Origin of the sequence: Delftia sp. S65 (assembly GCF_016516495.1) — a bacterium.
In the GTDB taxonomy this organism is placed as follows: domain Bacteria; phylum Pseudomonadota; class Gammaproteobacteria; order Burkholderiales; family Burkholderiaceae_C; genus Comamonas; species Comamonas acidovorans.
In genome coordinates this window covers 1-25,188 of sequence record NZ_JACVUR010000013.1, presented here as the reverse complement: position 1 = coordinate 25,188, position 25,188 = coordinate 1, and the positions used below count along the sequence as shown (strand labels likewise).

Here is a 25,188-nt window from a genome sequence, read left to right as displayed (position 1 = left end):
AAATCTCCGCCCCGAAAACGGGGCACTCCCCTCCCCGCCCGCGCTATCATCCGCACCGGCCCCCTGTCACGGGGCCGGTGCTTCAAAACACCTTCACCACACAGCGGCTGAGCCTTCCCGAAAGAAGGCCTCGTCACGTCTGAACACCTGGCAAGTGGGCTCCCGCCCGCTCGTCCAAACGGTTACGGGCGGGATGGGGCTGTCCGCAAGGCTGCCCGCACGTCTGTGTGCGTGTTTTGAACATCCCGTCCACCTTTTCCGTGCTTCAAAACGCGGGATTGGCGGTTTCAAATCTCACACAGGAGTACGGAACCATGAACGCCGTTTCTCTCGCACTCGCCTGCGCGCCCTCTCTTGGCGCCGCCCCTTCCACACGGAGGGCCAAGGCATGAACCCCACCACCCAACCCACCACCGCCAAGGACAGCCACACCACGCGGCAGCTGTCCAATGCCCTCACCCAGGTGGACCATCTTGTGCAGCAAGGCTGTGCAGAGATCTCCTCCATCGCCCAGCTCGCCCTGGCATGGCTGGAGACGCCCAAGGGCCATCGCCACATGGATGTGGTGGCCCGCGCCCTGCAAAGCATCCGCGACAGCGCCGAGACGCTGGCCGACTACGCCGGCACCGAGGCCCAGGCCATGGGCTGCGGGTTTGAAGACGCGGCCGAGATGCGCCGCGCCGAAGCGGCCGAGGCAGCCGCCAAAGCTATGGCGCAACTGTTTGAACGCCGGCCGGTGCCCGGGCAGAACGGCAGCAGCGGCTGATGCTCCGGCGCCTGTAGAGGGGCCCGCTCTCCCAGGGTCCCGCACCGTGTCTTCACCCGGTGCATCAACCCTGCCTCAACCCTGCGCCTGAGGCCCCAGGCGAAAAACGCTCACGGACTGCACAAGGTCATGCGCCTGCTGGCGCAGGCTCGTGGCTGCCGCCGCCATTTCCTCCACCAGGGCCGCGTTTTGCTGCGTCGCCTGGTCCATCTGCATGACCGCATCGCCCACTTGTGCCACGCCGCTGCGTTGTTCGGCGGAAGCCGCGCTGATCTCGCCCATGAGGCTGGTGACGCTGCGTATGCTCGTCACCACTTCAGCCATGGTGCCCCCCGCGCGGTCGGCCAGCACAGAGCCCTGTTCGACCCGCTCGACGCTGTCGGAGATCAGGGCCTTGATCTCCTTGGCCGCCGCCGCGCTGCGGCCGGCCAGGCTGCGGACCTCGGAGGCCACTACAGCGAAGCCGCGGCCCTGTTCTCCGGCACGCGCAGCCTCCACCGCAGCGTTCAGCGCCAGGATGTTGGTCTGGAACGCGATGCCGTCGATGACGTTGATGATGTCGGCGATGCGGCGCGAACTTTCACTGATGCCCTTCATCGTGTCCACGACCTGGGTGACCACCTCGCCCGCCTGCCCGGCCACGCCGCTGGCCTGCTGCGCGAGCGCGTTGGCCTTGCCCGCGCCATCCGCGTTCTGGGTCACGGTGGCTCCGAGCTGTTCCATGGAGGCCGCCGTCTGTTCAAGCGCGCTGGCCTGGCTCTCGGTTCGCGAGGACAGGTCGGTGTTGCCCTGGGCAATCTGCGTGCTTGCACTTGCCACGGATTCGCTGCCGCTGCGCACGACGGCCACGACCTGCGATAGCGCATCACTCATCTCGCCGAGGCTGCGCAGCAGGGTCCCCACTTCATCGTGGGTGGTGGCCTCCACCCGCTGCGTCAGATCCCCGCATGCCACCGCGCGTGCCACCTCGATAGCCCGGCCGATGGGGCCCGTGATGGAGCGCGTGACCCAGGTCCCCAGCAAGGCGGCCAGCACGACGGCCACCAGCGCGCCCCCCAGCTCGAACGCCAGCGTCATTGCCGCCAGCGACTCGGTGCGCGTCAAGCGCTCGGCCATGAGCTGCTCCTCCTCACGCACCAGGTCCGCCTGCAGTGCGCGCAGCCCATCCATGGCCGCCTTCTCGCGCCCCAGGGAGAACTCGCGAACCAGATCCTCGACCGTCGCCGTGCCGTCCTGAACTTGCCGCCGCAGCGCCTGCAGCGGCTGCACCGCCTGCACGAATTCACGGTGGCGCAGCCGGATTCCGTCGAGCCGGCGCTGCTGGGCGGGGTTGTCCTCGGTCAGGCGTACGGCCTCCTGCCAGGAGGCCTCGAACTCCTTGAGTCCTTCATCCCATGGAGCAAGAAAACGGGAGTCACCCGACAGGAGATAGCCCCGCGAGGCCGTCTCCATGTTGACCATGCCCGTGAGCATGCGCTGTCCCTGGGACATCACCTTGAAGGTGTGCTCGTTCCATTGCTGGGCCTCCTTGAGCCGGGACTGGCTGCTCACGGCCAGCGCGATGACAAGAAGAAAAATGGCGATGACGCATGCGAAGGCAGCTGCGAGACGGCGGGCCAGTGGCCAGTTGGACAAATTCATGATGATCATCGGTACGAACTGCGTGGCCGGAAAGACTGCACAAGGGCGCGGCGATCATGGTGTGAAGCCTCGCCTGCGCCTGGAGCCGTCATCTCCTGACCGGGATCTACAAAGCACTTGCGCCAGCGGCTGCCGGGTGGCGGCCAGCGGGCCTGCGCTTTGTTTCTCTATGTAATATATTGGACAAAACATATTTTTGTCCTAGACAATTCGCAAAATCCCTCAAAACATCCCGGCCATGACTGGACGTTTTGTCCCCTTCAGATCAATGACGCCACTTTCTGACCCCCTGCCTTTGGCGCCTGGCCCCGGGCTGCCCATCTCGGCCGTCGAACGCGAGACCGGACTTGCCAAGGACACCCTGCGTGTCTGGGAAAGACGCTACGGCTTTCCAAGGCCTGAACGGGATTCGGCAGGCGATCGCCGCTACCCGGCAGACCAGGTTCGACAACTGACCCTGATCCGGCGGCTCATGGATACGGGGCTGCGCCCCAGCAAGCTGATGGGCGTGGATCTGGACGGCCTGCAGACGCTGCTGGCCCGCGCCGACACCTCGCCGGGCAAGGATTTGTCCAGGACAAATTCAGAGAATGCAGCGGACTCTGACCGCTTCGCCCCCATGCTCAACGCCATTGCCGCCCATGATCCCGCCCAGCTCAGGCATTGCCTGAGCCTGGCCCAGTCGCGCATGGGCCTGGCCGGTTTCGTGACCACGCTCGTGGCCCCGCTGACCACGGCGGTCGGCGATTTCTGGGCACAGGGGCGTTTTGAAGTGTTCGAAGAGCACCTGTACACCGAGGTGCTCACCGGCGTCTTGAGGCAGGCAATCGCCTCCTTCCCCCCCCCTTCCCCGCCGCCCGCGCCCAAGGTGTTGCTGACCACGCTGCCGCAGGAGATGCATGGACTTGGGCTGCTCATGGTCGAAGCCCTGCTGGCCCTGGAAGGCTGCAACTGCGTATCGCTGGGCACCCAGACGCCCATCGGCGACGTGGCACAGGCCGCGCGGGCGCATCGCGCCGACATCGTGGGGCTGAGCTTCAGCAGCGCACACAACGGAGCGATGGCGCAGGCTTGCCTGGGCGAGCTGCGCAGCCACTTGCCGCCGGCCATCGAGTTGTGGGCCGGTGGAGCATGCCCGGCGCTTTATTCCAGCCCGGTCGCGGGCATGACGCCGGTGCGCCATCTCACGGATCTGCAACCGCTGGTCGCCCGATGGCGGCAGACGACAAGAACACCAAGGGCATACGCATGAACTTTCCCGCCCCCCGCCCTGTCTTCACCGCCAGGCGGCGCACCCTGCTGGCAGCGGCCCTTGGCGCCGGCCTGCTGGCCAGCGGTTGCGCCAGCATGCGCCCGCCAGGCTCGGTCACGCCCGTCTCACCGTTCGACCTGCAGCGCTACCAGGGCCTGTGGTACGAACTGGCACGGCTGGACCATGGTTTCGAGCGGGGCATGACCGATGTGACCGCCGAGTACACGCCGCAGGCAGACGGCAGCGTGAAGGTGGTGAACCGGGGGTTTTCCGTGCCCCGGGGCCAGTGGCAGCGCGCCGTCGGCAAGGCCTTGTTCACGGGCAAGCCGGACACGGCTTCGCTCAAGGTCTCCTTCTTCGGCCCGTTCTACGGCGGCTACCATGTGGCCGCCCTGGACCCTGACTACCGCTGGGCGCTGGTCCTCGGGCCGGACACGCAGTACTGCTGGATACTGGCCAGAGAGCCGAAACTGCCCCCGCAGACGCTGCAATCCATCGTCGCCAAGGCCGCGGAACTGGGCGTCGATACCGGCGCGCTGATCTGGGTCAGCCATGAGCGGCACCAGGAAGCGCACAGCCAGGAGGCCTTGTGAACGGTGCGCCCCCCGTCGCGGTGATCGGCGCGGGAATGGCAGGTTTGGCATGTGCACAGCTGCTGGCCGATGCTGGCTGCCGCGTGGATATCTTCGAGAAAAGCCGAGGCCCATCCGGGCGCATGAGCACGCGGCGCGCGCAGGATCCGCAGGGTGCGTGGCAGTGCGATCACGGCGCTCCATCGTTTGCGGCCCAGGACCCGGAGTTTGTGCAGGAGGTGCGCCAGTGGGAGCAGCACGGCGTTGTCGCCGCCTGGCGTCCGCGCGAAGTGCGCCTGCAGGGCAAAGACGTGGTGCCAGCAGATGCAGGCCCCGACCGCTGGGTGGGCGTGCCGCGCATGACCTCTCCCGCAGCGTTTCTTGTCCAGCGGCTTGCACAACAGGGGCATGGCGCACGGCTGCACCTGCAAGCCACGGTTCAGCAGTTGCAGTACGAATCTGCCTGCTGGACTGTGCACTGTGCCGAACACGGGCAGATCGGATCGGAATACTGCGCCCTGGTTTTGGCAGTGCCTGCACCGCAGGCGGCAGCCTTGCTGGAGCCGGTCTCGCCCTATGCGGCGGCACTGGCTGCCAGCGCGCGCATGCAGCCTTGCTGGGTGGCCATGCTGCGCACCGACGCCCCCCTGCCGCTGGACTGGGATGCGGCAGAAATCACGGATGGCCCGCTGTGCTGGGTGGCACGCGACAGCGCCAAGCCAGGACGACAGGGGCCGCAAGTGCTGCAAGGACCTCAGACCTGGGTGCTGCATGCCAGTGCACGGTGGAGCCAGGATCACATCGAGTCGGACGCCGAATCCGTGGCCCGGCAACTGCTGCAGGCATTCGAGGCCCTGACCGGCCCACTGGCCGGCTCTCTGTCCCACCCTTTGCCAGGCGGCCTGCACGTCACTGCCCACCGTTGGCGCTATGCGCTGCCGGCGCCGCACCTGGTCAACCGCTGCTGGTGGGACGCGCCTGCGGGCCTGGGCCTGTGTGGCGACTGGATGTGCGGCGCAGGCGTCGAAGGCGCTTGGCTCAGCGGACGGGCGCTGGCCCGACGCGCCCTGGCCACGCTGACGCGCTGAACCACAGGAACGCCCGCACCATGCACAAGAAGCCCCACCTGCCCTCCAAGCTGTGTGCGTGCTGCGGTCTTGCGTTCACATGGCGCAAAAAATGGGCACGTGATTGGGACGAGGTCAAATACTGCTCGCAGCGCTGCCGCACCGCGCGACTGCCGCCTGATCCCACTCCCCCATCTGCAGGCCGTCAGCCAAGGCGCTGACCTCCAAGCGGGCCATGCGCCCCGCACATCCTGGAGCCCTGGATTGCCGCCAGGCCGGCCCCATAATGCGCCACCCCATTGCATCAAGGAATTGGCACCTATGTCTTCCGGCGGCTTTCACGTCCACGGCCCACACGATCACGAACTCGAACATGCTGCCCAGGGCGAGCATGGCCAAACCGCCCACCACGGCATCGGCGGCGGCAGCCTGACCAACCAGATCGCCATGTGCACGGCAGTCATCGCCACGGTGGGCGCCATCTTCGCGTACATGGGCGGCGCCACCCAGGCCAATGCCGGGCTGTACAAGAACGACGCAGCCATCAAGAAGACCGAAGCGGCCAACCAGTGGGCCTTCTTCCAGGCCAAGAGCACCAAGCAATCGCTGTCCGAGTTCGCGCGTGATCTGGCGACCACGGAGGACAGGCGGGCCGCCTACCAGGCCAAGGTGGAGCGCTACGAAAAGGAAAAGGACGACATCAAGCGCGATGCCGACCGCCTGGAAGCCGAGGCCCGGCAATGGGACGAGAAGTCAGAGATGCAGATGCACCTGCATCACCGCTGGGCGCAGGCCACCACCGCGCTGCAGGTCGCCATTGCCCTTGCAGCCATCGCGCTGCTGACCAAGAAGAAATGGCTGGAATACGCCATGCTCGGCGTGGCAGCGCTAGGCCTTGGCGTGGGCGGGCTGGCCATGCTGCACATCTAGAGCGTGTGGCAAAGCCGCAAAGCCGCATATCCGCCTTGGAAGGCAGCTGTGAAACAGCCCCCTGATTCCCCGGCCTTGCCCGCGGCTCAGTCTTCGCTGGGACGGGGGTAGCCTGCCTCTGCCCAGGCTTGCGCAGACGTCCGGGTGAGCTGATGGTCCGGCCTGACTCCCACCTTGGCCAGCTCGCTGCCGTCGGCGGCAGTGGCGGTGAGCGTGGCGCTGGGATTGTCCTCATCGGGCTCGATATCCAGAGAGACGGTCACGCGTGACCCGCCCACCACGATCTGCACATCCTTGTGCAACTGCGCTGCCAGATGCTGCTCATGCCGGCGCATCACCTCGTGCGCCGTCTTCACCAGCGTGTTGAAGGCGGAAACGTCCAGCGGCTTGGGATTTTTCTTGTCGCGGCCCATGGTCCACGGGCCGACCAGGCTTGGCTCCACCTGGCCGTCCTGGGTCATGGCAACGGCCCAGCCATCGTCGTCTTCATTCTTGATGACGCGGGCCTCCCAGCCGTTGTGATGCCAAAGGCGGTCTTCGAAGATTGAGACGACTTCTTGTTCGAGTTCTGCGGACATGTCCAGACCCTTCCCTTGTGGAAACTATCGAGCCCGAAATTCTACTGTCCATCCATACAGTTCGCGCGCAGGGGTCTATTCCCAAACCGTGGACTCCCAAGAGACGAAAATGCTTCCCGATGGCACCGGAGACGGCATGAACAACGACCTTGCACACCAGGATCCTGAACTGTTGCGCCGGCTGCTGCGCGCGAAGGACAGCATTGACGCCGCATCGCACGAGGCCTGGCCTGTCTGGCGACTGGCGCAGGTCAGTGGCGTGTCCGAAGCGCACTTCGCCCGGTCGTTCAAGCAGGCCTTCGGCAGTCCGCCGCACCGGTACTTGCTCACGCGGCGCATCGAGCGGGCAATGACGCTGCTGCGCGAAACCGATCTGGCCATTACCGACATCGCCTTTGATACAGGCTGGGCAAGCCTGGGCACCTTCGGGCGCACCTTCCGCGATATCACAGGCGACAGTCCCAGCGCAGTCCGGGTGCGCGCCCGGGCGACGATGCGCGAGCTGGGCCGCGTGCCCGCCTGCATCGTCAGCGCCGCGCACCGCCCCGACCTCACGACCGCAGTTTCGGAGAAGCGACGCCGGGCAACAAGCGATACAAACGAACCCGAACAACAGGAGATCCCATGATTCAAGGCGTTGAAGTGGTTGGTTTGTATGTGCGCGATCAAGACGAAGGACTCGCGTTCTATGTCGACAAACTCGGGTTCCGCGTCCACACGGACGTGGCAAACGGCGACTATCGCTGGCTCACGGTGCAGCACCCGGAACAGCCGTCGTTCCAGCTCGGCCTGTTCACACCCGGCCCGCCCGTGCTCGACGCAGCAACGGCGCAGGCAGTGCGCGCGATTGTGGCCAAAGGCGCCATGCCGCCCCTCGTACTGACCGTGGATGACTGCCGCGCGGCCTACGACCGAATGCTCGCAAGCGGGGTGGAATTCACGCAGGAACCCGTGGCACGGTACGGCACCGTGGACGCAGGCTTCCGCGATCCGTCGGGGAACGGGTGGAAGATGATCCAGGCGCGCCGCTAAGGGAGGCCGCCTTGAACTGGAACCACCGGATCCGGCAGATCCACCGCTGGCTGTCCGTCGCCTTCACGGTCACCGTCCTCGCCAACTTCATTGTCCGGGCGCAGGGGGAACCTCCCTCCTGGGTCAGCTACTCACCGCTGCCCCCGCTCTTTCTCTTGCTGTTGAGCGGTCTGTACCTCTTCGTGCTGCCGTACGTCTGCATGCGACGCAGTGGAACAAGGAAGCCAGGCGATGCGAGGTAGGTGTCTTGGCCCTTGAATGGCCGCCAGCACGCATTCTTCGACAAGGGCACGTCGCGCTCGCCGCAAATTGCCGCTGGAGCGAAGGGCTTGCGAGTACGATAAGCTTCAAGTCTTGTTGAAGGTCAAGGACCCCTTGCCGAAGGTTGCGCATGAACATTGGTGAACTGAGCAAACGCACAGGCCTGTCCACATCACGCATTCGTTTTTATGAGCAAAGCGGCCTGCTGCAAGCGGCTGAGCGTGGCTTGAATGGCTACCGCAGCTATCCGCCTGAGATGGTGCAGATGCTGGAGCTGATTGCGATGGCGCAGGGCGTGGGCTTCAGCCTGGATGAAATTCGTGCACTCTTGCCGCCCGGCCTGCAAGGCTGGGACCATGAGGCCGTCGTGGGCGCGCTGCGCCAAAAAATTGCCGATATCAAGGCCATGGAGAAAAAGCTGCAAACCAGCAAAAAGCAGTTGCAGGCTTTGTTGACCGATATTGAAGCGCGGCCAGACAACATGGATTGCCACGACAACGCACGCCGCGTGCTCTCACATGTACTGGCCCAGCAATCCGAATCCCTGGCCTCTGAAGCAGCGGCCGAAGAAAAAATGGGCAAGCTCATGCGCACAGGACACAAGAAGCGGGCAAGCGCGGCATAGGCCTGCGCCAGTTTGGCACGCGGCCCTAGCGCCTTGCCAGAGCCTGCACCACCTGTTTTGCAGTCGCTTTGGCCGACCCCGGGTTTTGCCCGGTGATGAGGCGGCCATCGGCCACCACATACGAGATAAAAGGCAGCAAGGCTTTTTGATAGCGCGCACCGCGCATCTTCATTTCCTGCTCCGCGTTGTAGGGCATGGACCGGGCCACTCCGGCCAGGATTTCTTCCGTCCATGAAAAACCCGTGACCCGTTTGCCTGCGACCAGCAAAGAGCCGTCGCTGAGCTGCGTATTGAGCAGGCCGCAGTAGCCGTGGCAAACCGATGCAACGATGCCACTTCGCTCCCAGATGCTGCGTGTGATGCGCTGCAGCCCCGCACTATCGGGAAAATCCCACATCACCGCATGCCCTCCCGTGAAGTAGATGGCATCGAAATCGTTCGCATCGATATCGGCAGGTGCCGCAGTGTTCGCCAGCACGGCCATGCGCGCGGGATCATCGAGCCAGGCTTTGGCCGAAGCATCGAAGAGCGGCCATTGGAGTGCGCGCGGCTCCAGCGGTACGGCGCCACCCAGCGGGCTCACCAGTTGCTGCGGGTACCCTTGCGCAGCAAACACATCCCATGCATGGGTCAGCTCCGACAGCCACAGCCCTGTGGCGTGCGCAGGGTCGTCGTAATGGGCGACATTGGTGACGACATGCAAGACACGTGGCGTACTCATGAAGACTCCTGCGCGATTTGCTTGAGGCCCTGTGCGTAGCTGGTGACAGCAAAGTCGGGAAAACGGCGCTTGAACTTGGACGAATCAAACACATTGTCGTGTGCGTAGCGTGGCAGCAGTTCACGCAGTTCGCGCACGGGCTTGGAGACCCAGCCAGCAACCACCATGGCCAGGTGGCTCAGTACCTTGTAGCGCGGCTCAACCCCAAAGGTTGCAGCCGCCAGGTTCACAAAGGCCTGATAGGTCAGCCGCTCATCCCAGCAGGGCAGATGCCAGGTCTGGCCATACGCATCTTGCGCATTGCCAATGGCTGCCATGGCGCGGCTTGCATCGGGCGTCCAGATCAGGGTGCGCAGCTTGTCGTCACGGACCGGCACTTTGGCCTTCTGGCCCGCCTTGAGCGGGCCGATCACCAGGGTGTTGGTGATGCTTTGGGTTTTGCCGGGGCCGTAGAACTCTGGCGCGCGGGCAATGGCGACGGGGATACCGCCACGCTGCATCTCGGCCAGCACCATCTCGGCCATCAAGGCGCGCACGCGCCCCTTGCGGCCCACCGGGGCAAAGGCGGTTTCCTCGGTCTGCCGCTGCGCGCTTTGCGGGTACATGTAGGTGTTGTCGAAGTAGACAAATTTGGCCCCCGCTGCCCGCGTGGCATCAAGTGCGTTGCGCAGCATGGCAGGAAATTGCCGCTCCCATAACTCGGTGTCTGGTGGCAGGCCAGCGGTGAAGTACACGACCTCGCTGCCACGCACGGCCTCCAGGGTTTGCGCGGAATTCATCAGGTCGGCAGACACCAGCTCGTCCGTATCGTTCACCTTGCGCGGCTTGCGGCTGACCAGGCGCAGGTTCTGCGTGTAGTTGCGCTGGAGCTCGCGCGCCAGCTCCACAGCGATCTGGCCATTGGCGCCCAAAATGGTTTGCATATCGATCCTTGCAGCATCTTGTGTGATGAGAGGATATGGAGCTTAAGCTTCAACTTGAGTTGAAGGTCAAGCGGCAAACTACAGATCCCTGATACCAGGTCAAAGACAAACCCGCCGGCTCGCTGGCTGTCTGCAAAACCCAGGCATCTCCATCCTGCCGGGGAGCCTGGGGCCTGGACACTGCGACCTGCTTTGGTGCACCTGGTGAAGGTCCGGTTCGGGCGCCTGTGCATGAGCCGCGATAGCGGACCTCCAGCAGTCGCCAGGCTGCATTGGCGTTCACTGTCATTGGACTCAGCCGCCTTCACACGCCCGTGTTGCCTCGGAGTGTTTCACCCCGCCCTGTCAAATGTTCTTCCCGTAGAACGGGACCAGCTTGGCCACCACGGCCTCAACGTATTCAGGGACCCAATAGGTTTCAATGTGGGTTGCGCCCTGGATCTTGAACAGCTCCTTGTCCTTGGCACCGCTGGCCTTGGCGAACGCCTCCTCGGTCATGTAGAGGCTGTCCGCCTTGCTGCCGGCAATCATCAACAAGGGTTGCTCGATCAGTTCGATCTGGTCAGTGGCGTCCCAGCGCATCAGGTCCAGCAGGCTGCTCGTCGTGTACTTGAAGGTCGAGCCGGGATGGGCATGCGTGCGCCAGTAGTACTCATAGCCCTGTCGGTACATCTCGAACGGCAGCGCTGCGATCTGCTCGTCCGTCATGTCCGCGTCGCCCGAGTAGAGGATCTTGCCACCGGCCACCTGCTGAGCACGGGCATCCGAGGCCTGCTTCAGGCGCTGCTGGATCGTGGATAGTTGCGAGTCTGCGAAACCGTTGCGGCGGACCCTGCCGGAGTTGAACATGCTCAGCGTTGCGACGGACTTGAAGCGCTTGTCCGTCTTCGCCGCTGCCAGCGAATAGCCGCCGCCACCGCAGATGCCGAGGAGGCCGAGACGATCCGCGTCGACGCCCGCGTAGGTGGTGATGAAGTCCGCCATGCCATGAATGTCCTCGATGCGGTTCATCGGCGTGTCCACTGAACGGGGCAGGCCACCGCTGCCGCCTTGATAGGCTGCATCGGCCGTGATCGCCACGTAGCCGTGCTCGGCCAAGCGTTGGGCATACAGACCGGCGGTCTGCTCTTTCACACCACCGTTGGGGTGTGCAACGACGACAGCGGGGTACTTCCTTGCCGGGTCGAAGTTCGCCGGCGTATAGACATTGGCCACGATGTCCAAGCCGCCGAGTTTGTACTTCACCGGGTGGATGTTCACCTTGCCAGGCAGGTTCTGCGTGATGGCGTCGCCATAGACGAGCGTGAAGGGGTTCTTCTTGTAATCGGCCGCTGTTGACGGCGAGGGAAGGGCCATGGCTGTAACTCCGAGGGCTGCTGCAGAAATTGCGATGGCCGAAGTGCCCAGGAACTCGCGGCGCTTCGTGTCAATGGATACGTGGGTCATGGGTCGTCCGATCTACTGAGACATCTGTGCGGTTCTTGCGAACCAGGCGAAAGGGTCCATCGAGCCTTTTCCTGGTGAGGAAGGAAGACACCAGGTCCGCGATCTGGACGTTGTTCAGGTCGGACATGATGAAGTGGGTGTTCCCGCGTATGCCCACCTCAGGCAGATGCACGAGCTGCGCATCTCCGCCGTGCCTGTTGACGGCGTCCACCCAAAGGCGAGCCATGGCGAGCCGGACGCGCCAGTTGTCCTGGCCGCGCTCGGTGGTGGGCTCAGTGGGGAAGTTGTCGCCGTAGTAAATGACGATGGGGATGCGGGTGAGCTTTTGGAAGTCTTGTGCCGATACAGCCTCCGGCGCCAGGGTTCCCGCAGCGCTGGGCATGGCGGCCGGCAGCTCCCCCGGCGGGAAGATGAAGCCGCTGCCCGGCTCGAACGCCACGACGCCCTTGACGTTGGCGCTCTTGATGGCTGTCAGCCAGCCAGGTCCGCCGCCCTGCGAGTGCGTGAAGAGGATGGCCGGGCCTGTCTTGGTGAAGAGCGCAGCCATCGCCTCGGCGATCACGTTGGCGTCATAGGCGCCGGTGTTCGGCGTCACCGAGCGCAGGAACTGGTTCAGTGTCTCCGGCTGGCGGTCGAACTGCACGTTGTCGAAATAGCTCGGCCACTTGCCAAAACGGAACTGGTCGAAGAACAGTTGGTCGTAGGGCGTCGGCTCGGTCGTCGTGGCGACGGTGCTGTTGCCGGCCCTGCCTCGGCGCGGCTGATCGACAAGGTAGACCGGGAAGCCGCGGCGCAGGAACAGGTTCTGGAAGCCCTCGCGGCCATCCGACGTCGTTTCCCAGCTCCGAGCCGACTGGAAGGCGCCGTGCAGCATCACGATGGGCAAAGGCCTCGGATTCTGCGGGACCTGATAGAAGGCGTAGAGGTGATCGCCGTGGAAGCTTTGCCCTGCGCTTGTCGGCTTGTCGTTGTCGTAGACGCCGGGCACCGTCTTCACAACGCCACCGACCGCGAAGCTGCCCTGGCGCTGAATGACCAGGGGCCTCGGCGAACTGTCCGAACGAGAGGCGCAGCCTGCCAGCGATACAGCCAAGACAAGTGCTCCTGCGCGGAAGATGCGGGTGATGCTCATCATCAGCCTTTGGATGCAGCGTCGAGGGCCTGCACGAGTGCGTCATTGGCGCGGGCTGCCACCTCGGGGCCGACCTCTTGCGCCAGCGCTTGGCTCAGCTGCCGCAGTTGCGATGCGGTCAGACCCACGCGCAGGCTGGCTTGCATGTGGGACCGCAGCTGGTTCTCTGCGCCCGGTGTCGCAGCCAGCGCTCCGACCGTGGCCAGCTCGCGGCTGCGCCAATCGAGGTTGTCGCGCTCGAAAATGTCGCCAAACAGGTGCGCCTGCAGAAACTGATTGATGATCGGCGCGAACTCGAACACCGGGCCCTGGACCGGTCCACCTGAAATCTTGGCCTGATTGGCCTGGCCGGCCAGCACCAACTCACGGCCGGTGGACACGGCTCGGCTGGGGTCGTGACCCGGAGCGTCCTGCAGGCCGCGCTGCTTGCGCAGCTCGACGACCTTGAGCAGTTCGCCGAGCGCATTGAGACTTCTGGGGAAGCCCGCGTAGGCATAGAGCTGCACCAGGACCTCCTTGGCCTCGCTGACTGTCATGCCCGCGTCCAGCCCCTGGTTCAGTGCCATGCCCAGCCGGGGCATGTCACTGATTGCCGTGAAGGCGGCCATGAGCGCAATGGCGCGTTGCCTGGGGCTCAGCGAATCGGACGCAGGCTGCACGACCTGCTGTGGCTTCTGTGGCTTCTGCGGCTGCTGTGCCCTCTGGCCGGCCATCGCGGAAAGGCCTGCGCTCACCACGGCGGCCTGGTAGTCCTGCTCGCAGAGTTTGTCCTGCCAGGCCACGGAGCTGCCGTTTTCTTTCTCGGCAATGGCGATGTGGGTCATGGAGCCTGAAGGCCCGGCGCCATGCCAGTGGCGCACGTTGGGCGGGATGGTCACGACGTCGCCTGGGCGAATAATGAGCGCCGGCTGGCCTTGTTGTTGCACAAGGCCCTGTCCCTCGGTGACGATCAGCGTCTGACCGAGCGGATGGGTATGCCAGGCCGTCCGCGCACGGGCCGTGAACGTGACGGTCGCTCCACCGGCCGTTGCGGGGAGCAGCGCCTGAAAGGGTGAGCTGATGCGGACGTCGCCGGTGAACGTCTGGGCCGATCCAACGGTGACCTGCTGCGCAGACGCGGGGCGAACTTCGACGACGGGCGGCATTGCGCCAGGACCGGCAGACTGCGCCGCAGCGGCGGTCACCGCACCGCTCAGGGCCATTGAAAGCAGCGATTTCACGAGAGCGCCTCCTGTTGTTTCGCCTGCTGGCGGCGGTGCGGCTTGACGATAAAGAACCACGAGACGATCAGCGCCAGGCCGAGCAACACAGCGGCCACGTCCATGACGGCAGCAATGCGATGCGCGAGGGCAGCACTGTCTTGTTGCTCGATGGACGAACCAGCGCTGGCGAAGACAAGAACCAGCAGCCCAAGCCCCAGTGCTCCCCCCAACTGGTGAGCCACGTTGACCAGGCCGGAGGCAGCACCGGCGTCCTCACGCGCCACTCCCGCCACACCGGCCGCGGTCAGCGGTGCCAGCAACAAGCCCTGGCCCAGTCCGATCAGGACCATGGGCGGGGCGATGCCGGTCCAATAGCTCGATAGCGCATGCGCTTGACCCAACCAGGCGAGGCCCACCACCCCGAGCAGCAGGCCGGCGAGAAGCAGCGTCTCGTTGCCGAAGCGGCGAGCCAGCCCGGGCACGGCCATGGCCGAGGCAAAGTTGGGCAGCGTCACGGGCAGGAAGGCAATGCCGGCTTGCATGGGCCGCAGATGCAGCACGCCCTGCAGGAACTGCGTACAGAAGAACCAGAAGCCGACGGCGCCGCCCAGGAAGAGCATGCGAGTGATGTACGCACCAGCTCGCTGCGGGCTGGTGAACAGGCGCATCGGCAGGATGGGTTGCCGGACCCGGCGCTCAATGCCGATGAAGAGCAGGATCATCAGCATGCCGCCGACCAGGGCCCCCTGTGCGAGGCCATCGTGCCAGCCAGCTTCGGCTGCTCGAACCAGGCCGTAGACCAGCGCCGTCATCCCTATGGTCGAGCTGATGGCGCCGCCCACGTCGAACTGGCCTTCCTGCTTCTGGGTCTCGGCAATGTGGCCACGCGCAGCGACGATCAACAGCAACCCTATCGGCAGGTTGATGAAAAAGCCTGCGCGCCAGGACACCAAATCAGCGAACAGGCCGCCCAGGACCAGGCCCAGGGTTGCGCCGACACCGGCAGCGGCCGCGTCCAGCGAGAGCGCCCGGGTGCGGCCTGGCCCCTCCGCGAAATGCGTGGACAGCAGTGCGAGCGTGGACGGCGCAAGGACGGCGGCGCCTACACCTTGAATTGCGCGGGAGACCAGCAACCAGCTTGCGCAAGGCGCCAGGCCGATGGAGACGGAGGCGAGTGTGAACAGCGCCAGCCCCAGGATGAACATCCGCCGGCGGCCCAGGATGTCGCCAGCGCGGGCACCCAGGAGCAGCAAGCCACCGAAAGCCAGCGTGTAGGCATTGGTCACCCAGGACAGTTGCGCCGAAGTGAAGCCCAGGCTTGCCTGGATGCGGGGCAGACCCGTGATGACGATGGAGATGTCCACGACGATCATCAGGTAGCTGGCAACGATGATGGCCAGGACCTTGTTCTCGTTGCGGATGGGGCAGGATTGCGCGGCGTTCATCGCGGTCACTCAGATGTCCAGCCTGCGCTCGGACATCCACTTGACGATGGCCGGGTCGCGGTGAGAGAAGAAGCTGCTCGTGTTGGTGTCGAGCGTGGCGATGCTTGCCATGTGGGCGTCGCTGAGTGCGAAGTCGAAGATGGCGATGTTCTCTGCCATGCGCTCCTTGCGGACGGACTTGGCGAGCGCGACGATCCCGCGCTGTACCAGCCAGCGCAGCACCACCTGGCCGACCGACTTGCCGTAGTGCCGGGCGATGCCGAGCAGCACTTCGTTCTGGAAGAGGCCGTTGCGGCCTTCGGCAAACGGAGCCCAGGCCTCGGCCTGCACACCCATCTCTCTCATGAACGGCACGGCTTCCAACTGCTGCTGGAAGGGATTCACTTCGACTTGGTTGACCGCCGGTGCGATCTCGTTGAACGCCTTGATGTCCATCAGGCGGTCCGGTTGGAAGTTGCTGACGCCGATGGCGCGCAGCTTGCCCGCGCGGTAGGCGTCCTCCATCGCGCGCCACGAACCGTGGACGTCGCCGAAGGGCTGGTGAATCAGGTACAGGTCGAGGTAGCTGAGCTGCAGCCGACGCAGGGACTTGTCGATGGCTTGCTGCGTACGCTCGTAGCCGGCCTCCTGCACCCAGAGCTTGCTGGTGACGAAGAGCTGGTCACGCGGCACGCCACTGGAGCGCAATCCCTTGCCGACCGCTTCTTCGTTCATGTAGGAGGCTGCGGTGTCGATCAGCCGGTAGCCGGTTTCGATGGCATCGACGACGCTGCGCTGGCACTCATTGGCATCGGCGATCTGGAAGACGCCATACCCGACCATGGGCATGTGAAGACCGTTGTTCAGAACGACGTGTTGCATGAGCTTTGCCTTGTAGAAGTTCGATGGCACGAACTTTAGGCAAGGGACTGGCATCTGAATAGATCCATTTGAGTTGTTGAATTAGCATCAATTCAATGACAATGAAAGCCGCGAGGAGGCCATTCATGGCGATCAACGAGCTTCGATCCATCACGACCTTTATCAAGGCAGCGGAACTTGGCAGCCTGCGCAAAGCTGCAGCAGACCTTGGCATCAGCCCCCAGGCGGCAAGCAAGGCATTGGCCCAGCTGGAAGCCCATCTGGACGTGCGCCTGTTCCATCGGACAACGCGTGTGATGTCGCTGACCGATGCAGGACAGCGGCTGTTCGAAGACGTGCGGCCGGCCGTGACGGGAATGCACAGAGCGCTGCAGTCCGCCAAGTCGGCACGGGATGAATTTGCGGGCCCGCTGCGCATCACGGGACCTCGCACCACGTTCCAGCCGATTCTCTGGCGCCTGGTCGACGAGTTTTGCGATTTGCATCCAGGGATCCAGCCCGACGTCCTGCTGGACGACCGTATCGGCAACTGGGTGGAGGATCGCGTGGACGTGGGCTTTCGCCTCGGCCCGTCGCCCCATGAGGGCGTGATTGCACGGCGACTGTTCCCGGTTCAGTTGCCCATCTGCGGCGCACCTTCTTACTTCGCGAAGCACGGTGTGCCCGAGTCGTTGGCTGACCTGGCCACACACCGCTGCAGCGCCTATCGGCATCCGAGCACGGGGAAAGTGCTGCCGTGGCGGGTGAAGATCGACGGCCAGGCCGCCGACCAGCCAGTCGCCCCGACGATCTGCAGCAACGACGAGCTGTTTGAGCTGCAAGCCGTCCTGGCCGGCAAGGTGCTGGCCCAGCTCGCGGGCGTCACCGCGGCACCGTTTATCCGCTCCGGCAAGCTGATCCCGATCCTCGTGGACCACATGCCGGACTACGCCAGCTACTTCGTCTACTTCGGAAGCAGGTCGTCCCAGCCAGTACGAGCCCGTGCATTCATCGATTTGGCCGTTCAACGTCTGGTGGACAGCCCGGAGTACGTACTCAACCCGAGCGAGCTCCTGGGCAAAGTCGGGCGACCAGGCCGCGCTTGATGCGGCGCAAGCAACATCAGCCATGGCCCCGAACGCACGGCGCCCCTCCCCCTTCAACGCCCCCGCATCCCCATCAAAACCTCAATCGTCACCGTCGTCGCGTCGTCATCCGGCCGTTTGCGATGCGCGATGCCCAACGCCCTTGACAGTGCTGGCCGCAGGGGTCGCGTGGTGATGCGGGGGTCAGGCTGCGGTGCGCCGGCCTCATGGGGCAGCAGCGCGGCGCCGTAGCCCGCTGCCACCAGGCTCTTCATTGCGTCGTTGTAGTTCAACTCGATGCGTGCCTGCGGCCGGGCGCCGCCTGCGGCAAACCATTCGGCGGTCTGGCGCGACAGCCGGGTGCCACGGTCGTTGGCGATCAGGGGGCGGGCCGCAAGCCAGGCGGGCGTGATGTGTCGCGGAGGCTTCCAGGCGGCCGGGATGAAGGCCAGCACGGGGTCCTGGCGCCAGGCCTGCACCTGCAGCCCGCGCAGCACGGGCTGCGGCAGAGCGACGATGCCGATGTCCAGGCTGCCGGCAGCCAGGCGCGCCAGGGCTTCCTCGCTGGTCATCACCGCCACTTGCACATCGATCTCGGGATGCCGGGCGGCCAGGGTTTCCAGCGCCTGGGGCAAGAGGTGCGCGAGTGCGCCGGTGGAGGCGCCCAGGCGCACGCGGCCCCCGCGCGTGGCGATCTGGCGCTGTACGGTCTGCAGGAGATCGTCGGCCTCGGCCAGGAGCTGGCGCGCCTTGTCTATCAGCAGGCTGCCCGCCGATGTGGCGGTGACGCCGGCCGGTGCGCGGTGCAATAGACGTGTGCCCAGACGCTCTTCGAGCTGCGCCACATGCAGCGTCACCGTGGGCGGCGCCAGGTGCAGCACGTTCGCGGCGGCAGCGAACGAGCCCAGGTCGGCCACCGTCAGCAGGGTGCGCAGACGGTCCAGATTGATTTCGCGCATGGTGCGGTGTCCCAGGTTGCCAGCAATTCAGGAATCATGAATCCGTAGTTTGTCAGATTCAACTGGCCTGCATGCGGCAGGCGCTGCACCATGCGCTCCACACCCAATCGGAGCAACCCATGACCTCTCTTGTTTTCATCGATGGCGACCAAGGCACCACCGGCCTGCAGGTGCGCGAATGGCTGGCGGATCGGACCGACCTGCGCCTGCTGCAGCTGCCAGCCGACCAGCGCAAAAGCACGGCGCACCGTGCCGAGGCGCTCAATGACTGCGACATCGCCTTGCTGTGCCTGCCGGACGAGGCTGCGCGCGAGGCCGTGGCGCTGGTGCGCCGGCCCGGCGTGCGCGTGATCGATGCGAGTTCTGCGCATCGCACCGCGCCGGGCTGGGTCTATGGCCTGCCGGAACTGGAGGCAGGCCAGACTGAACGCATCGCCCATGCCCGGCGCGTCAGCAATCCCGGCTGCTATCCGACAGGTGCGCTGGCACTGCTCAGGCCCTTGATCGACGCGGGCCTGCTGCCCCCCGACTACCCGCTGGCCATTCACGCGGTATCGGGCTACTCGGGACGGGGCCGCGCAGGACTGCTGGACCATGAGGGCGCTGCCGCCGCCACTGCCGTGCCCCTGCAGGTCTACGGCCTGGGGCTGCACCACAAGCACGTGCCCGAGATCCAGCAGCATGCCGGCCTGGCCCATGCGCCGGTGTTCGTGCCGGCCTATGGCCACTACCGGCAAGGCATCGTGCTGACCATCGCCCTGCATCTGCGGCTGCTGCCCGCCGGTGTGACCGCCCGCAGCCTGCACGCTGCGCTGCAGGCGCGGTACCAGGGCCAGCCCTGCATCGAGCTGCACCCCCTGGAGGAGGACGCCGATGCGCAGCGGCTCGACCCGCGCGCGCTCAATGGCAGCAACCGGATGCGGCTCGCGGTGTTCGGACAGCCGCAGGAGCAGCAGGTGCTGCTGACCGCCGTGTTCGACAACCTGGGCAAGGGCGCCGCCGGCGCGGCGGTGCAGAACCTTGATCTGATGCTCGGGCTGCAGCCGATGCTGCAGCCAGGATGCGATGAATCCCTGAGCGTGGTGTGAGCCTGGTGTGAGCGTGGAGTGAGTGCGGTGTGAGCTGCCGGCCTGGGGACGACGGGCAAGATCCGGGCAATCCTGCTTCAAGCCTCGACGCCACAGGCCACCGACAGATAGCTTTTCATGCGCGCGCTGGCCCGCTCCGGGTCGGCCAGCGCACCGCAGGCATCGGCCAGCTCGAACACCTTGGCAAAGTGCACGGCCCCGCGTGCAGACTGCATTCCGCCGGCCATGGAGAAGTGCTTCTGGTGGCCATTGAGCCAGGCCAGGAACACGATGCCTGCCTTGTAATGCCGCGTGGGCGTGCAAAAAATCTCGCGCGACAGCGCCACCGTGGGATCCAGCAGTTCCCGGAAGCGTCCGCTGCGGCCCTGGGCCAGTTCGGCCAGCGCCACGGCCGCCACCGGGGCGATGGGGTCGAAGATGCCCAGCAGGCCGTGGGAGTGGCCGCCCTCACCGGCTGCCGTCCCATCGCCGGCCATGAGTTCGGCGTAGTGGAAATCGTCACCCGTGTACATCTTCACGCCCGCAGGCAGCCTGCGGCGCAGCGCCCTCTCCCATTGCGCATCGAGCAGCGATACCTTGATGCCTTCGACCTTGGGCGCCTTCGCTGCGATCAGCGCGGCGACGGTATCAAGGGCCTGCGCCAGGTCCGTACTGCCCCAGTAGCCGCGCAGCGCAGGGTCGAACATCTCGCCCAGCCAGTGCAGCACCACGGGCTGGTCGGCAGCGTCCAGCAGCCGGTCATAGAGTTGCAGATAGTCCTGCGGGCCGCGCGCGGCCTGGACCAGGGCGCGGCTGGCCATGAGGACCACGGGGCAGCCTTCGGCCTGCACCACGTCCATCTGCTCGCGGTAGGCCCCCTCGACCTGTGCCAGCGTGACCCCGGGTTGCGCCGCCAGCTGGTCGGTGCCCGCGCCGCAGGCCAGCTGGCCGCCCACTGCCCGCGCATGGCGCGCGCTGCGCTGGATGAGTTCGCGTGCCGATGGCCAGTCCAGGCCCATGCCGCGCTGGGCCGTGTCCATGGCTTCGGCGACCTTGAAGCCCAGGCGGTACAGATGCTCGCGGAAGGCCAGCGTCGCCTCCCAATCGATGGCAGGCGGGCCATCCCAGGGATGCGTGGCGGCCAACGGGTCGATCACCACATGGGCCGCTGCGTAGACGCTGCGGTTGAAGGCAGGGGCCGGGCCCGCGGGAGCGATGGGATTGGCCTTCATGGCCAGTGGCACGAGACGGCCGTCGCTTCGGGGAAGGAGGATCTGCATGGGGTCTCCTGCCTCAAGCCAGTCGGCCGAGGATGTGGTCGGCAGCCTTCTCGGCCACCATGATGGTGGGAGCGTTGGTGTTGCACGAGGGGATGAAGGGCATCACGGACGCATCGGCCACCCGCAGCCCCTCCATGCCGATGAGCTGCAGTTGCGGCGTCACCACGCTGTACGGGTCGTGCTCGGGGCCCATGCGGCAGGTGCCCACGGGATGGTGGTCGGTCTTGGCATGGGCGCAGGCGTAGTCAGACAGCTCGGCATCGCTGCCCCGATGTCCGCCCGGCAATACCTCGCCGTGCACGTAGCGCTGCAGCGCTGGCTGGCCCAGCAGCTTGCGCGCGAGGCGCAGGCCCTTGATGGACATGGCCCGGTCATGCGGGTCTGCCCAGTAGTTGGGATCGATCAAGGGCGCCGACGCCGGGTCTGCATCCGCGAGCCGGACCGTGCCACGCGAGCGGGGGCGCAGGTAGGCCGTGTTCAGCGTCACGCCCGCGTTCTCCAGCCCGGTCATTCCGGCTTCTATGCCCGAGCCCAGCCCCAGATGGAACTGGATGTCGGGCGAGCGCGCGAGCGCATCGGGGTCGGCATACCAGAAGCCCCCGGTCTCGAAGAGGCTGGAGGCGGCCGGCCCTTTCTTGAGCAGCAGGTACTGCAGGCCCGCCCAGGCCGCGTGCCAGGGGCGCTGGTATTTGTCGTAGGTGTGGTCGCCCGTGCATTCGGCGATCACGAACAGGTCCAGGTGGTCCTGCAGGTTGGAGCCGACACCAGGGAGGTCATGCACAGGCGCCAGCCCCACGCTGCGCAGATGGTCGGCAGGGCCTATGCCGGAGTGCATCAGCAGCCTGGGCGAGCCTATGGCGCCCGAGCAGACGATGACTTCGCGGCTGGCGTGCACGCTGAAAGGCGTGCGGCTGGTGCCCGAGACCGCCTCCACGCCAACCGCGCGCCGGCCCTGCACCAGCACGCGCAGCGCCTGGGTCTGCAGCTGGATGGTCAGATTGGGGCGGCGCATGCGCACCGGATCGATGAAGCCGGTGGCCGCCGACGCACGGCGCGCATTCCACTGCGTGAGCTGGTAGTAGCCCAGGCCCTGCTGCGCGGCGCCGTTGAAGTCGGGGTTGAAGGGCATGCCCATTTCCTGGCCGGCCTGGAAGAAGGCCTCGCAGATGGGCAGCGGGCTGACGGGGCAGGACACGCCCAGCGGGCCGCCGTAGCCGTGGTACTCGTTGGCGAAGCGCTGGTTGTTCTCCGACCGCTTGAAGTACGGCAGCACGTCGCGCCAGGACCAGCCCGTGGCGCCGCCCAGGCGCTCCCAGTCGTCATAGTCTGCCGGCACGCCGCGCGTGTACAGCTGGGCGTTGATGGTCGAGCCGCCACCGATGACCTTGGCCTGCGTGTAGCGCAGCACGCGCTGGTTCAGATGCCGCTGCGGCACGGTCTGCCATCCCCAGGAGCCCCGGCCCCGGGTCATGCGCGCAAAGCCCGCAGGCCAGTGGTACAGAAGATGCGAGTCCCAGCCCCCGGCCTCCAGCAGCAGCACGCGCACCGAGGGGTCGGCGCTCAGCCGGTTGGCCAGCACGCAGCCCGCCGAGCCCGCGCCCGTGATGATGTAGTCATAGCTGTCCATGGTCATCCTCCTCACAGCCGCGCGATGGAGAGCGCGCCATCCACATGCAGCACCGACCCCGTCGCAAACGCCAGCCTGCCGCTTGCCAGCGCGCTGGCGGCCTGCGCCACGTCCTCGGGCCGGCCCCAGCGGCCCATGGGCACAAGGCCCGCAGCGATCAGGCCGTCGTACCGATCGGCAGCACCCGCCGTCATGGCCGTGCGGACGATGCCGGGGCGCAGCTCGAACACGCCAATGCCGTGCGCCGCCAGGCGCAGCGCGAACAGGCGCGTCAGCATGCCCAGGCCGGCCTTGGACAGGCAATACTCGCCGCGCTCCACCGACGCCATCTCGCCGCTGACCGAGGACACGGTGACGATGGACCGCGCAGCGCCCGAAGGTGCAGCCAACATGCGCTGCGCCACGGCCTGCGTGAAAAAGAAGCTGCCGCGCAGGTTGGTGGCCATCACCCGGTCGAAGTCCTCGGCGCGGATGTCCAGCAGATCGCCGCGGCGCGGCGAGCCCATGCCTGCGTTGTTGACCAGGCAGGACGGCACACCGCCCCAGGCGCAGACCGCATCGAGCACACGAGCGTGGTCGTGCACGTCGGCCAGGTCGCCGCGCACACGCAGCGCACGCGCGCCGCAGGCCTGGATCTGCGCGACGCTGGCGCCGTCACTGGCGCCGTCGTCCTGCAGCGTGGTGATGGCCACGTCAAAGCCGTCGTGCGCCAGTTGCAGCGCCATGGCGGCGCCTATGCCCTGGCTGCCGCCGGTGACCAGGGCCACGGGGCGCCGTGCCGTCGATTGCGGATTCATGGCAGCAGCTCCTGAAGGTGGTGACGCAGGTGACTGCCCACGCGCAGGGCCTGGGCCGCCACGGTCAGCGCGGGGTTGACTGCGGCCGAGGACGGGAAGAATCCCGCATCGACCACATACAGGTTGTCCAGCTCCCAGGCCTTGCACTGCGGGTCCAGCGCCGAGGTGGCCGGATCACTCCCAAGGCGCACCGTTCCGCACTGGTGCGACACCACCTCGGTGCCGAAGCCGCGCGACAGCACCAGCGGGTAGCCGGTGCCGCGCAGTATCTGGGCGCAGCGCGCCACCCAACGCTGGTGGGCGCGCAGGTTGGTGCGGTGCCAGTGCAGGTCGATGGCTCCGTCCGCGCGCAGCGTGACGCGGCTGCTGGGGTGGGGCAGGTCCTCGCTTTGCGCGTACCAGTCCACACTGCGCTCGGCCAGCGCGCTGCGTAGCCACCTCGGGGTGCCCGGCAGGGCGGCACGCAGCATGGGCTCGCGGATCTTTCCCAGCAGTTGCAGGCTGCCCAGCGGCGGGCCGCCCGCGCCGTCGCCAAAATAGAAGTCGTGCAGCGCCAGCGTCTTGGGAAAGCGCGTGCGGTTGCGCCTGAACGGGTGCCATGCCATCAGGGCCGTGGTGTTGTGCGTCATGTAGTGGCGGCCCACCACGTCGCTGCCATTGGCCAGGCCACGCGGATGCCGCGCATTGGCCGAGCGCAGCAGCAGGGCCGCCGAGTTGATGGCGCCGGCACTGAGCACGAACAGCCCCGCAGTGATGCGGCGCGCCACGCCGCGGTCCACCACCTCCGCCGCGACGACGCGCCGCCCGCCCGCATCGGTGAGCAGGCGCTGAACGTGCACGCCGGTGTGCAGCCGCACATTGCGGTACGCCAGCGCAGGCCGCAGCAGGCAGGTTTCGGCATCGCCCTTGGCCCCCACCATGCAGGGCACGGCGTCGCAATTGGCGCAGCGCCGGCAGTGCCCGCCCGGTCCCAGGTCGATGGCGCAGGGCATGGGAAACGGCCGCAGGCCCTGGGCACGCAAGCGCTGCTCGATGCGCGAAAGCAGCGGCTCGTGCGGCACCGGGGGATGGGCATAGGCCGTGCTGCGCGGCGGCTCCGTGGGGTCGGCGCCGCCCTGGCCGCGCACGCCGAACAGCTGCTCGGCCAGGGCATACCAGGGTTCGAGATCGGCATAGCGCAGCGGCCAGGCGGGCGAGATACCCTCCTCATGCTCCACCGCCTCGAAATCGCGCTGCCGAAAGCGCAGCATGGCCGTGCCGTAGAACTTGGTGTGCCCGCCCACGAAATAGAACATGCCGGGCCGAAACGCCCGCTCGCTGGCGTACCAGACCTCGTCGGTCTGGTAGCGCCTTTCGGCGAAGACGGCCTCGATGTCCCAGTTCTGCGCCTCGCGCGGCAGCACCGGGCCGCGCTCCAGCACCCATACGCTCGCACCGCTGTCCGCCAGTTGCAGGGCCACGGCCGAGCCGCCCACGCCCGAGCCGATGATGAGCACATCGCAGTCCAGCCCGTTGTGCGCCATGGCGGTCATGCGATCAGCGCCTGGGTGGCGGCATCGAAGCAGACCAGCCGAGACAGGTCGATCAGCAGGCGTGCCCTGTCCCCGGCGCGCAACGGCGCATCGGGCGGCAGCCGCGCGGTGAACGCATGGCCACCGAGCTTCAGCAGGGCCAGCGTGTCCGATCCGGTGGGCTCCAGCAGTTCGACGCGGGCCTCGGCCAGGCCCTGGCCGGAGGCGGCCGGCACGCCTTCGGACATCAGGCCCACAGCCTCGGCGCGTATGCCGGCAATGACTTCGCGGCCCGCATGGCCCTTCAGCGCGGTGGCCAGCGGCTGCGGCAGGGGCAGGGACTGGCCGCCGATATCGAGGAAGGGACCGCCCTGCCCCTCACCCCCCCCCCAACCCCCCCCCGCCCGCCCCAGGGTAAATCGCCGGGAC

Annotated in this window: 27 protein-coding genes; 12 read left to right on the top strand and 15 right to left on the bottom strand. The window is 66.3% G+C overall.

Annotated elements, in window-relative coordinates; translation table 11 throughout:
* Positions 1-388: 388 nt before the first annotated feature.
* Positions 389-766 (top strand): hypothetical protein, encoded by a 378-nt coding sequence (locus tag IAE24_RS13435; RefSeq protein ID WP_199961009.1) that lies wholly within the window; start codon positions 389-391, stop codon positions 764-766.
* A gap of 75 nt (positions 767-841) precedes the next feature.
* Here IAE24_RS13435 and IAE24_RS13430 read toward each other — a convergent pair whose 3' ends face one another.
* Complete coding sequence (locus IAE24_RS13430; RefSeq protein ID WP_199961008.1) at positions 842-2,416, bottom strand: methyl-accepting chemotaxis protein; 1,575 nt, start codon at positions 2,414-2,416, stop codon at positions 842-844.
* Positions 2,417-2,675: 259 nt separating this feature from the next.
* Between IAE24_RS13430 and IAE24_RS13425 the strand changes: the two genes are divergently transcribed.
* The 5 genes from IAE24_RS13425 to IAE24_RS13405 all read left to right on the top strand — a co-directional run bounded on the left by IAE24_RS13425 (position 2,676) and on the right by IAE24_RS13405 (position 6,228).
* Positions 2,676-3,659, top strand: coding sequence for a MerR family transcriptional regulator (locus IAE24_RS13425; RefSeq protein ID WP_233626235.1), 984 nt, complete (start codon positions 2,676-2,678; stop codon positions 3,657-3,659).
* Positions 3,620-4,252, top strand: a complete 633-nt coding sequence (locus IAE24_RS13420) for a lipocalin family protein (RefSeq protein WP_199961006.1) — start codon at positions 3,620-3,622, stop codon at positions 4,250-4,252. The genes IAE24_RS13425 and IAE24_RS13420 overlap by 40 nt, the downstream gene beginning before the upstream one ends.
* Positions 4,249-5,319 (top strand): NAD(P)/FAD-dependent oxidoreductase, encoded by a 1,071-nt coding sequence (locus tag IAE24_RS13415; RefSeq protein ID WP_199961005.1) that lies wholly within the window; start codon positions 4,249-4,251, stop codon positions 5,317-5,319. The genes IAE24_RS13420 and IAE24_RS13415 overlap by 4 nt, the downstream gene beginning before the upstream one ends.
* Positions 5,320-5,339: 20 nt before the next feature.
* A complete protein-coding gene (locus IAE24_RS13410) occupies positions 5,340-5,519 on the top strand; it encodes a DUF2256 domain-containing protein (RefSeq protein WP_013801983.1) in 180 nt (59 codons plus the stop codon).
* A gap of 100 nt (positions 5,520-5,619) precedes the next feature.
* Entirely contained in the window at positions 5,620-6,228 is a 609-nt protein-coding gene (locus IAE24_RS13405; RefSeq protein ID WP_012206105.1) for a DUF4337 domain-containing protein, read from the top strand.
* Positions 6,229-6,314: 86 nt separating this feature from the next.
* On the opposite strand, the gene IAE24_RS13400 is transcribed toward IAE24_RS13405, so the two are convergent.
* Positions 6,315-6,806, bottom strand: coding sequence for a hypothetical protein (locus tag IAE24_RS13400; RefSeq protein WP_012206106.1), 492 nt, complete (start codon positions 6,804-6,806; stop codon positions 6,315-6,317).
* 136 nt (positions 6,807-6,942) lie between these two features.
* On the opposite strand from IAE24_RS13400, the gene IAE24_RS13395 reads away from it, so the two are divergent.
* From IAE24_RS13395 to IAE24_RS13380, 4 genes are all read left to right on the top strand, one after another.
* Positions 6,943-7,434, top strand: a complete 492-nt coding sequence (locus tag IAE24_RS13395; RefSeq protein WP_199961004.1) for a helix-turn-helix domain-containing protein — start codon at positions 6,943-6,945, stop codon at positions 7,432-7,434.
* Positions 7,431-7,838: a VOC family protein gene (locus IAE24_RS13390; RefSeq protein WP_199961003.1), complete on the top strand. Its 408-nt coding sequence runs from the start codon at positions 7,431-7,433 to the stop codon at positions 7,836-7,838. Before IAE24_RS13395 ends, IAE24_RS13390 begins: the two co-directional genes overlap by 4 nt.
* Before the next feature lie 11 nt (positions 7,839-7,849).
* Positions 7,850-8,080 carry a hypothetical protein gene (locus IAE24_RS13385; protein WP_088164439.1) on the top strand — a complete coding sequence of 77 codons (231 nt, stop codon included), beginning with the start codon at positions 7,850-7,852 and terminating at the stop codon, positions 8,078-8,080.
* A 149-nt stretch (positions 8,081-8,229) separates the two neighbouring features.
* Positions 8,230-8,724 (top strand): MerR family transcriptional regulator, encoded by a 495-nt coding sequence (locus IAE24_RS13380; RefSeq protein WP_063325578.1) that lies wholly within the window; start codon positions 8,230-8,232, stop codon positions 8,722-8,724.
* 25 nt (positions 8,725-8,749) lie between these two features.
* Here the strand turns inward: IAE24_RS13380 and IAE24_RS13375 are convergent, their stop codons facing one another.
* From IAE24_RS13375 to IAE24_RS13345, 7 genes are all read right to left on the bottom strand, one after another.
* Positions 8,750-9,445 (bottom strand): type 1 glutamine amidotransferase domain-containing protein, encoded by a 696-nt coding sequence (locus IAE24_RS13375; protein WP_199961002.1) that lies wholly within the window; start codon positions 9,443-9,445, stop codon positions 8,750-8,752.
* On the bottom strand, positions 9,442-10,368 hold the full coding sequence (locus tag IAE24_RS13370) for an NAD-dependent epimerase/dehydratase family protein (RefSeq protein ID WP_199961001.1): 927 nt from the start codon (positions 10,366-10,368) through the stop codon (positions 9,442-9,444). The genes IAE24_RS13375 and IAE24_RS13370 overlap by 4 nt, the downstream gene beginning before the upstream one ends.
* 345 nt (positions 10,369-10,713) lie before the next feature.
* Positions 10,714-11,814 (bottom strand): alpha/beta hydrolase, encoded by a 1,101-nt coding sequence (locus tag IAE24_RS13365; RefSeq protein ID WP_199961000.1) that lies wholly within the window; start codon positions 11,812-11,814, stop codon positions 10,714-10,716.
* A complete protein-coding gene (locus IAE24_RS13360; protein WP_233626234.1) occupies positions 11,795-12,946 on the bottom strand; it encodes an alpha/beta hydrolase in 1,152 nt (383 codons plus the stop codon). The genes IAE24_RS13365 and IAE24_RS13360 overlap by 20 nt, the downstream gene beginning before the upstream one ends.
* Before the next feature lie 2 nt (positions 12,947-12,948).
* Positions 12,949-14,166 (bottom strand): (R)-mandelonitrile lyase, encoded by a 1,218-nt coding sequence (locus IAE24_RS13355; RefSeq protein WP_199960999.1) that lies wholly within the window; start codon positions 14,164-14,166, stop codon positions 12,949-12,951.
* Positions 14,163-15,593: an MFS transporter gene (locus tag IAE24_RS13350; RefSeq protein WP_199960998.1), complete on the bottom strand. Its 1,431-nt coding sequence runs from the start codon at positions 15,591-15,593 to the stop codon at positions 14,163-14,165. The genes IAE24_RS13355 and IAE24_RS13350 overlap by 4 nt, the downstream gene beginning before the upstream one ends.
* A 9-nt stretch (positions 15,594-15,602) precedes the next feature.
* Positions 15,603-16,454 (bottom strand): aldo/keto reductase, encoded by an 852-nt coding sequence (locus IAE24_RS13345; RefSeq protein WP_099733383.1) that lies wholly within the window; start codon positions 16,452-16,454, stop codon positions 15,603-15,605.
* A 125-nt stretch (positions 16,455-16,579) separates the two neighbouring features.
* Here IAE24_RS13345 and IAE24_RS13340 point away from each other — a divergent pair, with 125 nt between their 5' ends.
* Complete coding sequence (locus IAE24_RS13340; RefSeq protein ID WP_199960997.1) at positions 16,580-17,539, top strand: LysR family transcriptional regulator; 960 nt, start codon at positions 16,580-16,582, stop codon at positions 17,537-17,539.
* Between the two features lie 53 nt (positions 17,540-17,592).
* Here the strand turns inward: IAE24_RS13340 and IAE24_RS13335 are convergent, their stop codons facing one another.
* Positions 17,593-18,477: a LysR family transcriptional regulator gene (locus tag IAE24_RS13335; protein WP_199960996.1), complete on the bottom strand. Its 885-nt coding sequence runs from the start codon at positions 18,475-18,477 to the stop codon at positions 17,593-17,595.
* Positions 18,478-18,596: 119 nt separating this feature from the next.
* On the opposite strand from IAE24_RS13335, the gene argC reads away from it, so the two are divergent.
* Positions 18,597-19,565, top strand: a complete 969-nt coding sequence (argC, locus tag IAE24_RS13330; protein WP_199960995.1) for an N-acetyl-gamma-glutamyl-phosphate reductase — start codon at positions 18,597-18,599, stop codon at positions 19,563-19,565.
* A gap of 77 nt (positions 19,566-19,642) precedes the next feature.
* Here the strand turns inward: argC and IAE24_RS13325 are convergent, their stop codons facing one another.
* The 5 genes from IAE24_RS13325 to IAE24_RS13305 all read right to left on the bottom strand — a co-directional run.
* On the bottom strand, positions 19,643-20,824 hold the full coding sequence (locus IAE24_RS13325; RefSeq protein WP_199960994.1) for a dihydrodipicolinate synthase family protein: 1,182 nt from the start codon (positions 20,822-20,824) through the stop codon (positions 19,643-19,645).
* A 13-nt stretch (positions 20,825-20,837) separates the two neighbouring features.
* Positions 20,838-22,451: a GMC family oxidoreductase gene (locus IAE24_RS13320; RefSeq protein ID WP_199960993.1), complete on the bottom strand. Its 1,614-nt coding sequence runs from the start codon at positions 22,449-22,451 to the stop codon at positions 20,838-20,840.
* 11 nt (positions 22,452-22,462) lie between these two features.
* Positions 22,463-23,248, bottom strand: a complete 786-nt coding sequence (locus IAE24_RS13315; protein ID WP_199960992.1) for a 3-ketoacyl-ACP reductase — start codon at positions 23,246-23,248, stop codon at positions 22,463-22,465.
* Entirely contained in the window at positions 23,245-24,780 is a 1,536-nt protein-coding gene (locus IAE24_RS13310; protein ID WP_199960991.1) for a GMC family oxidoreductase, read from the bottom strand. The genes IAE24_RS13315 and IAE24_RS13310 overlap by 4 nt, the downstream gene beginning before the upstream one ends.
* A partial coding sequence (locus tag IAE24_RS13305; protein WP_200016374.1) for a TOBE domain-containing protein occupies positions 24,777-25,188 on the bottom strand: 412 nt, incomplete at its 5' end. The genes IAE24_RS13310 and IAE24_RS13305, both read right to left, overlap by 4 nt.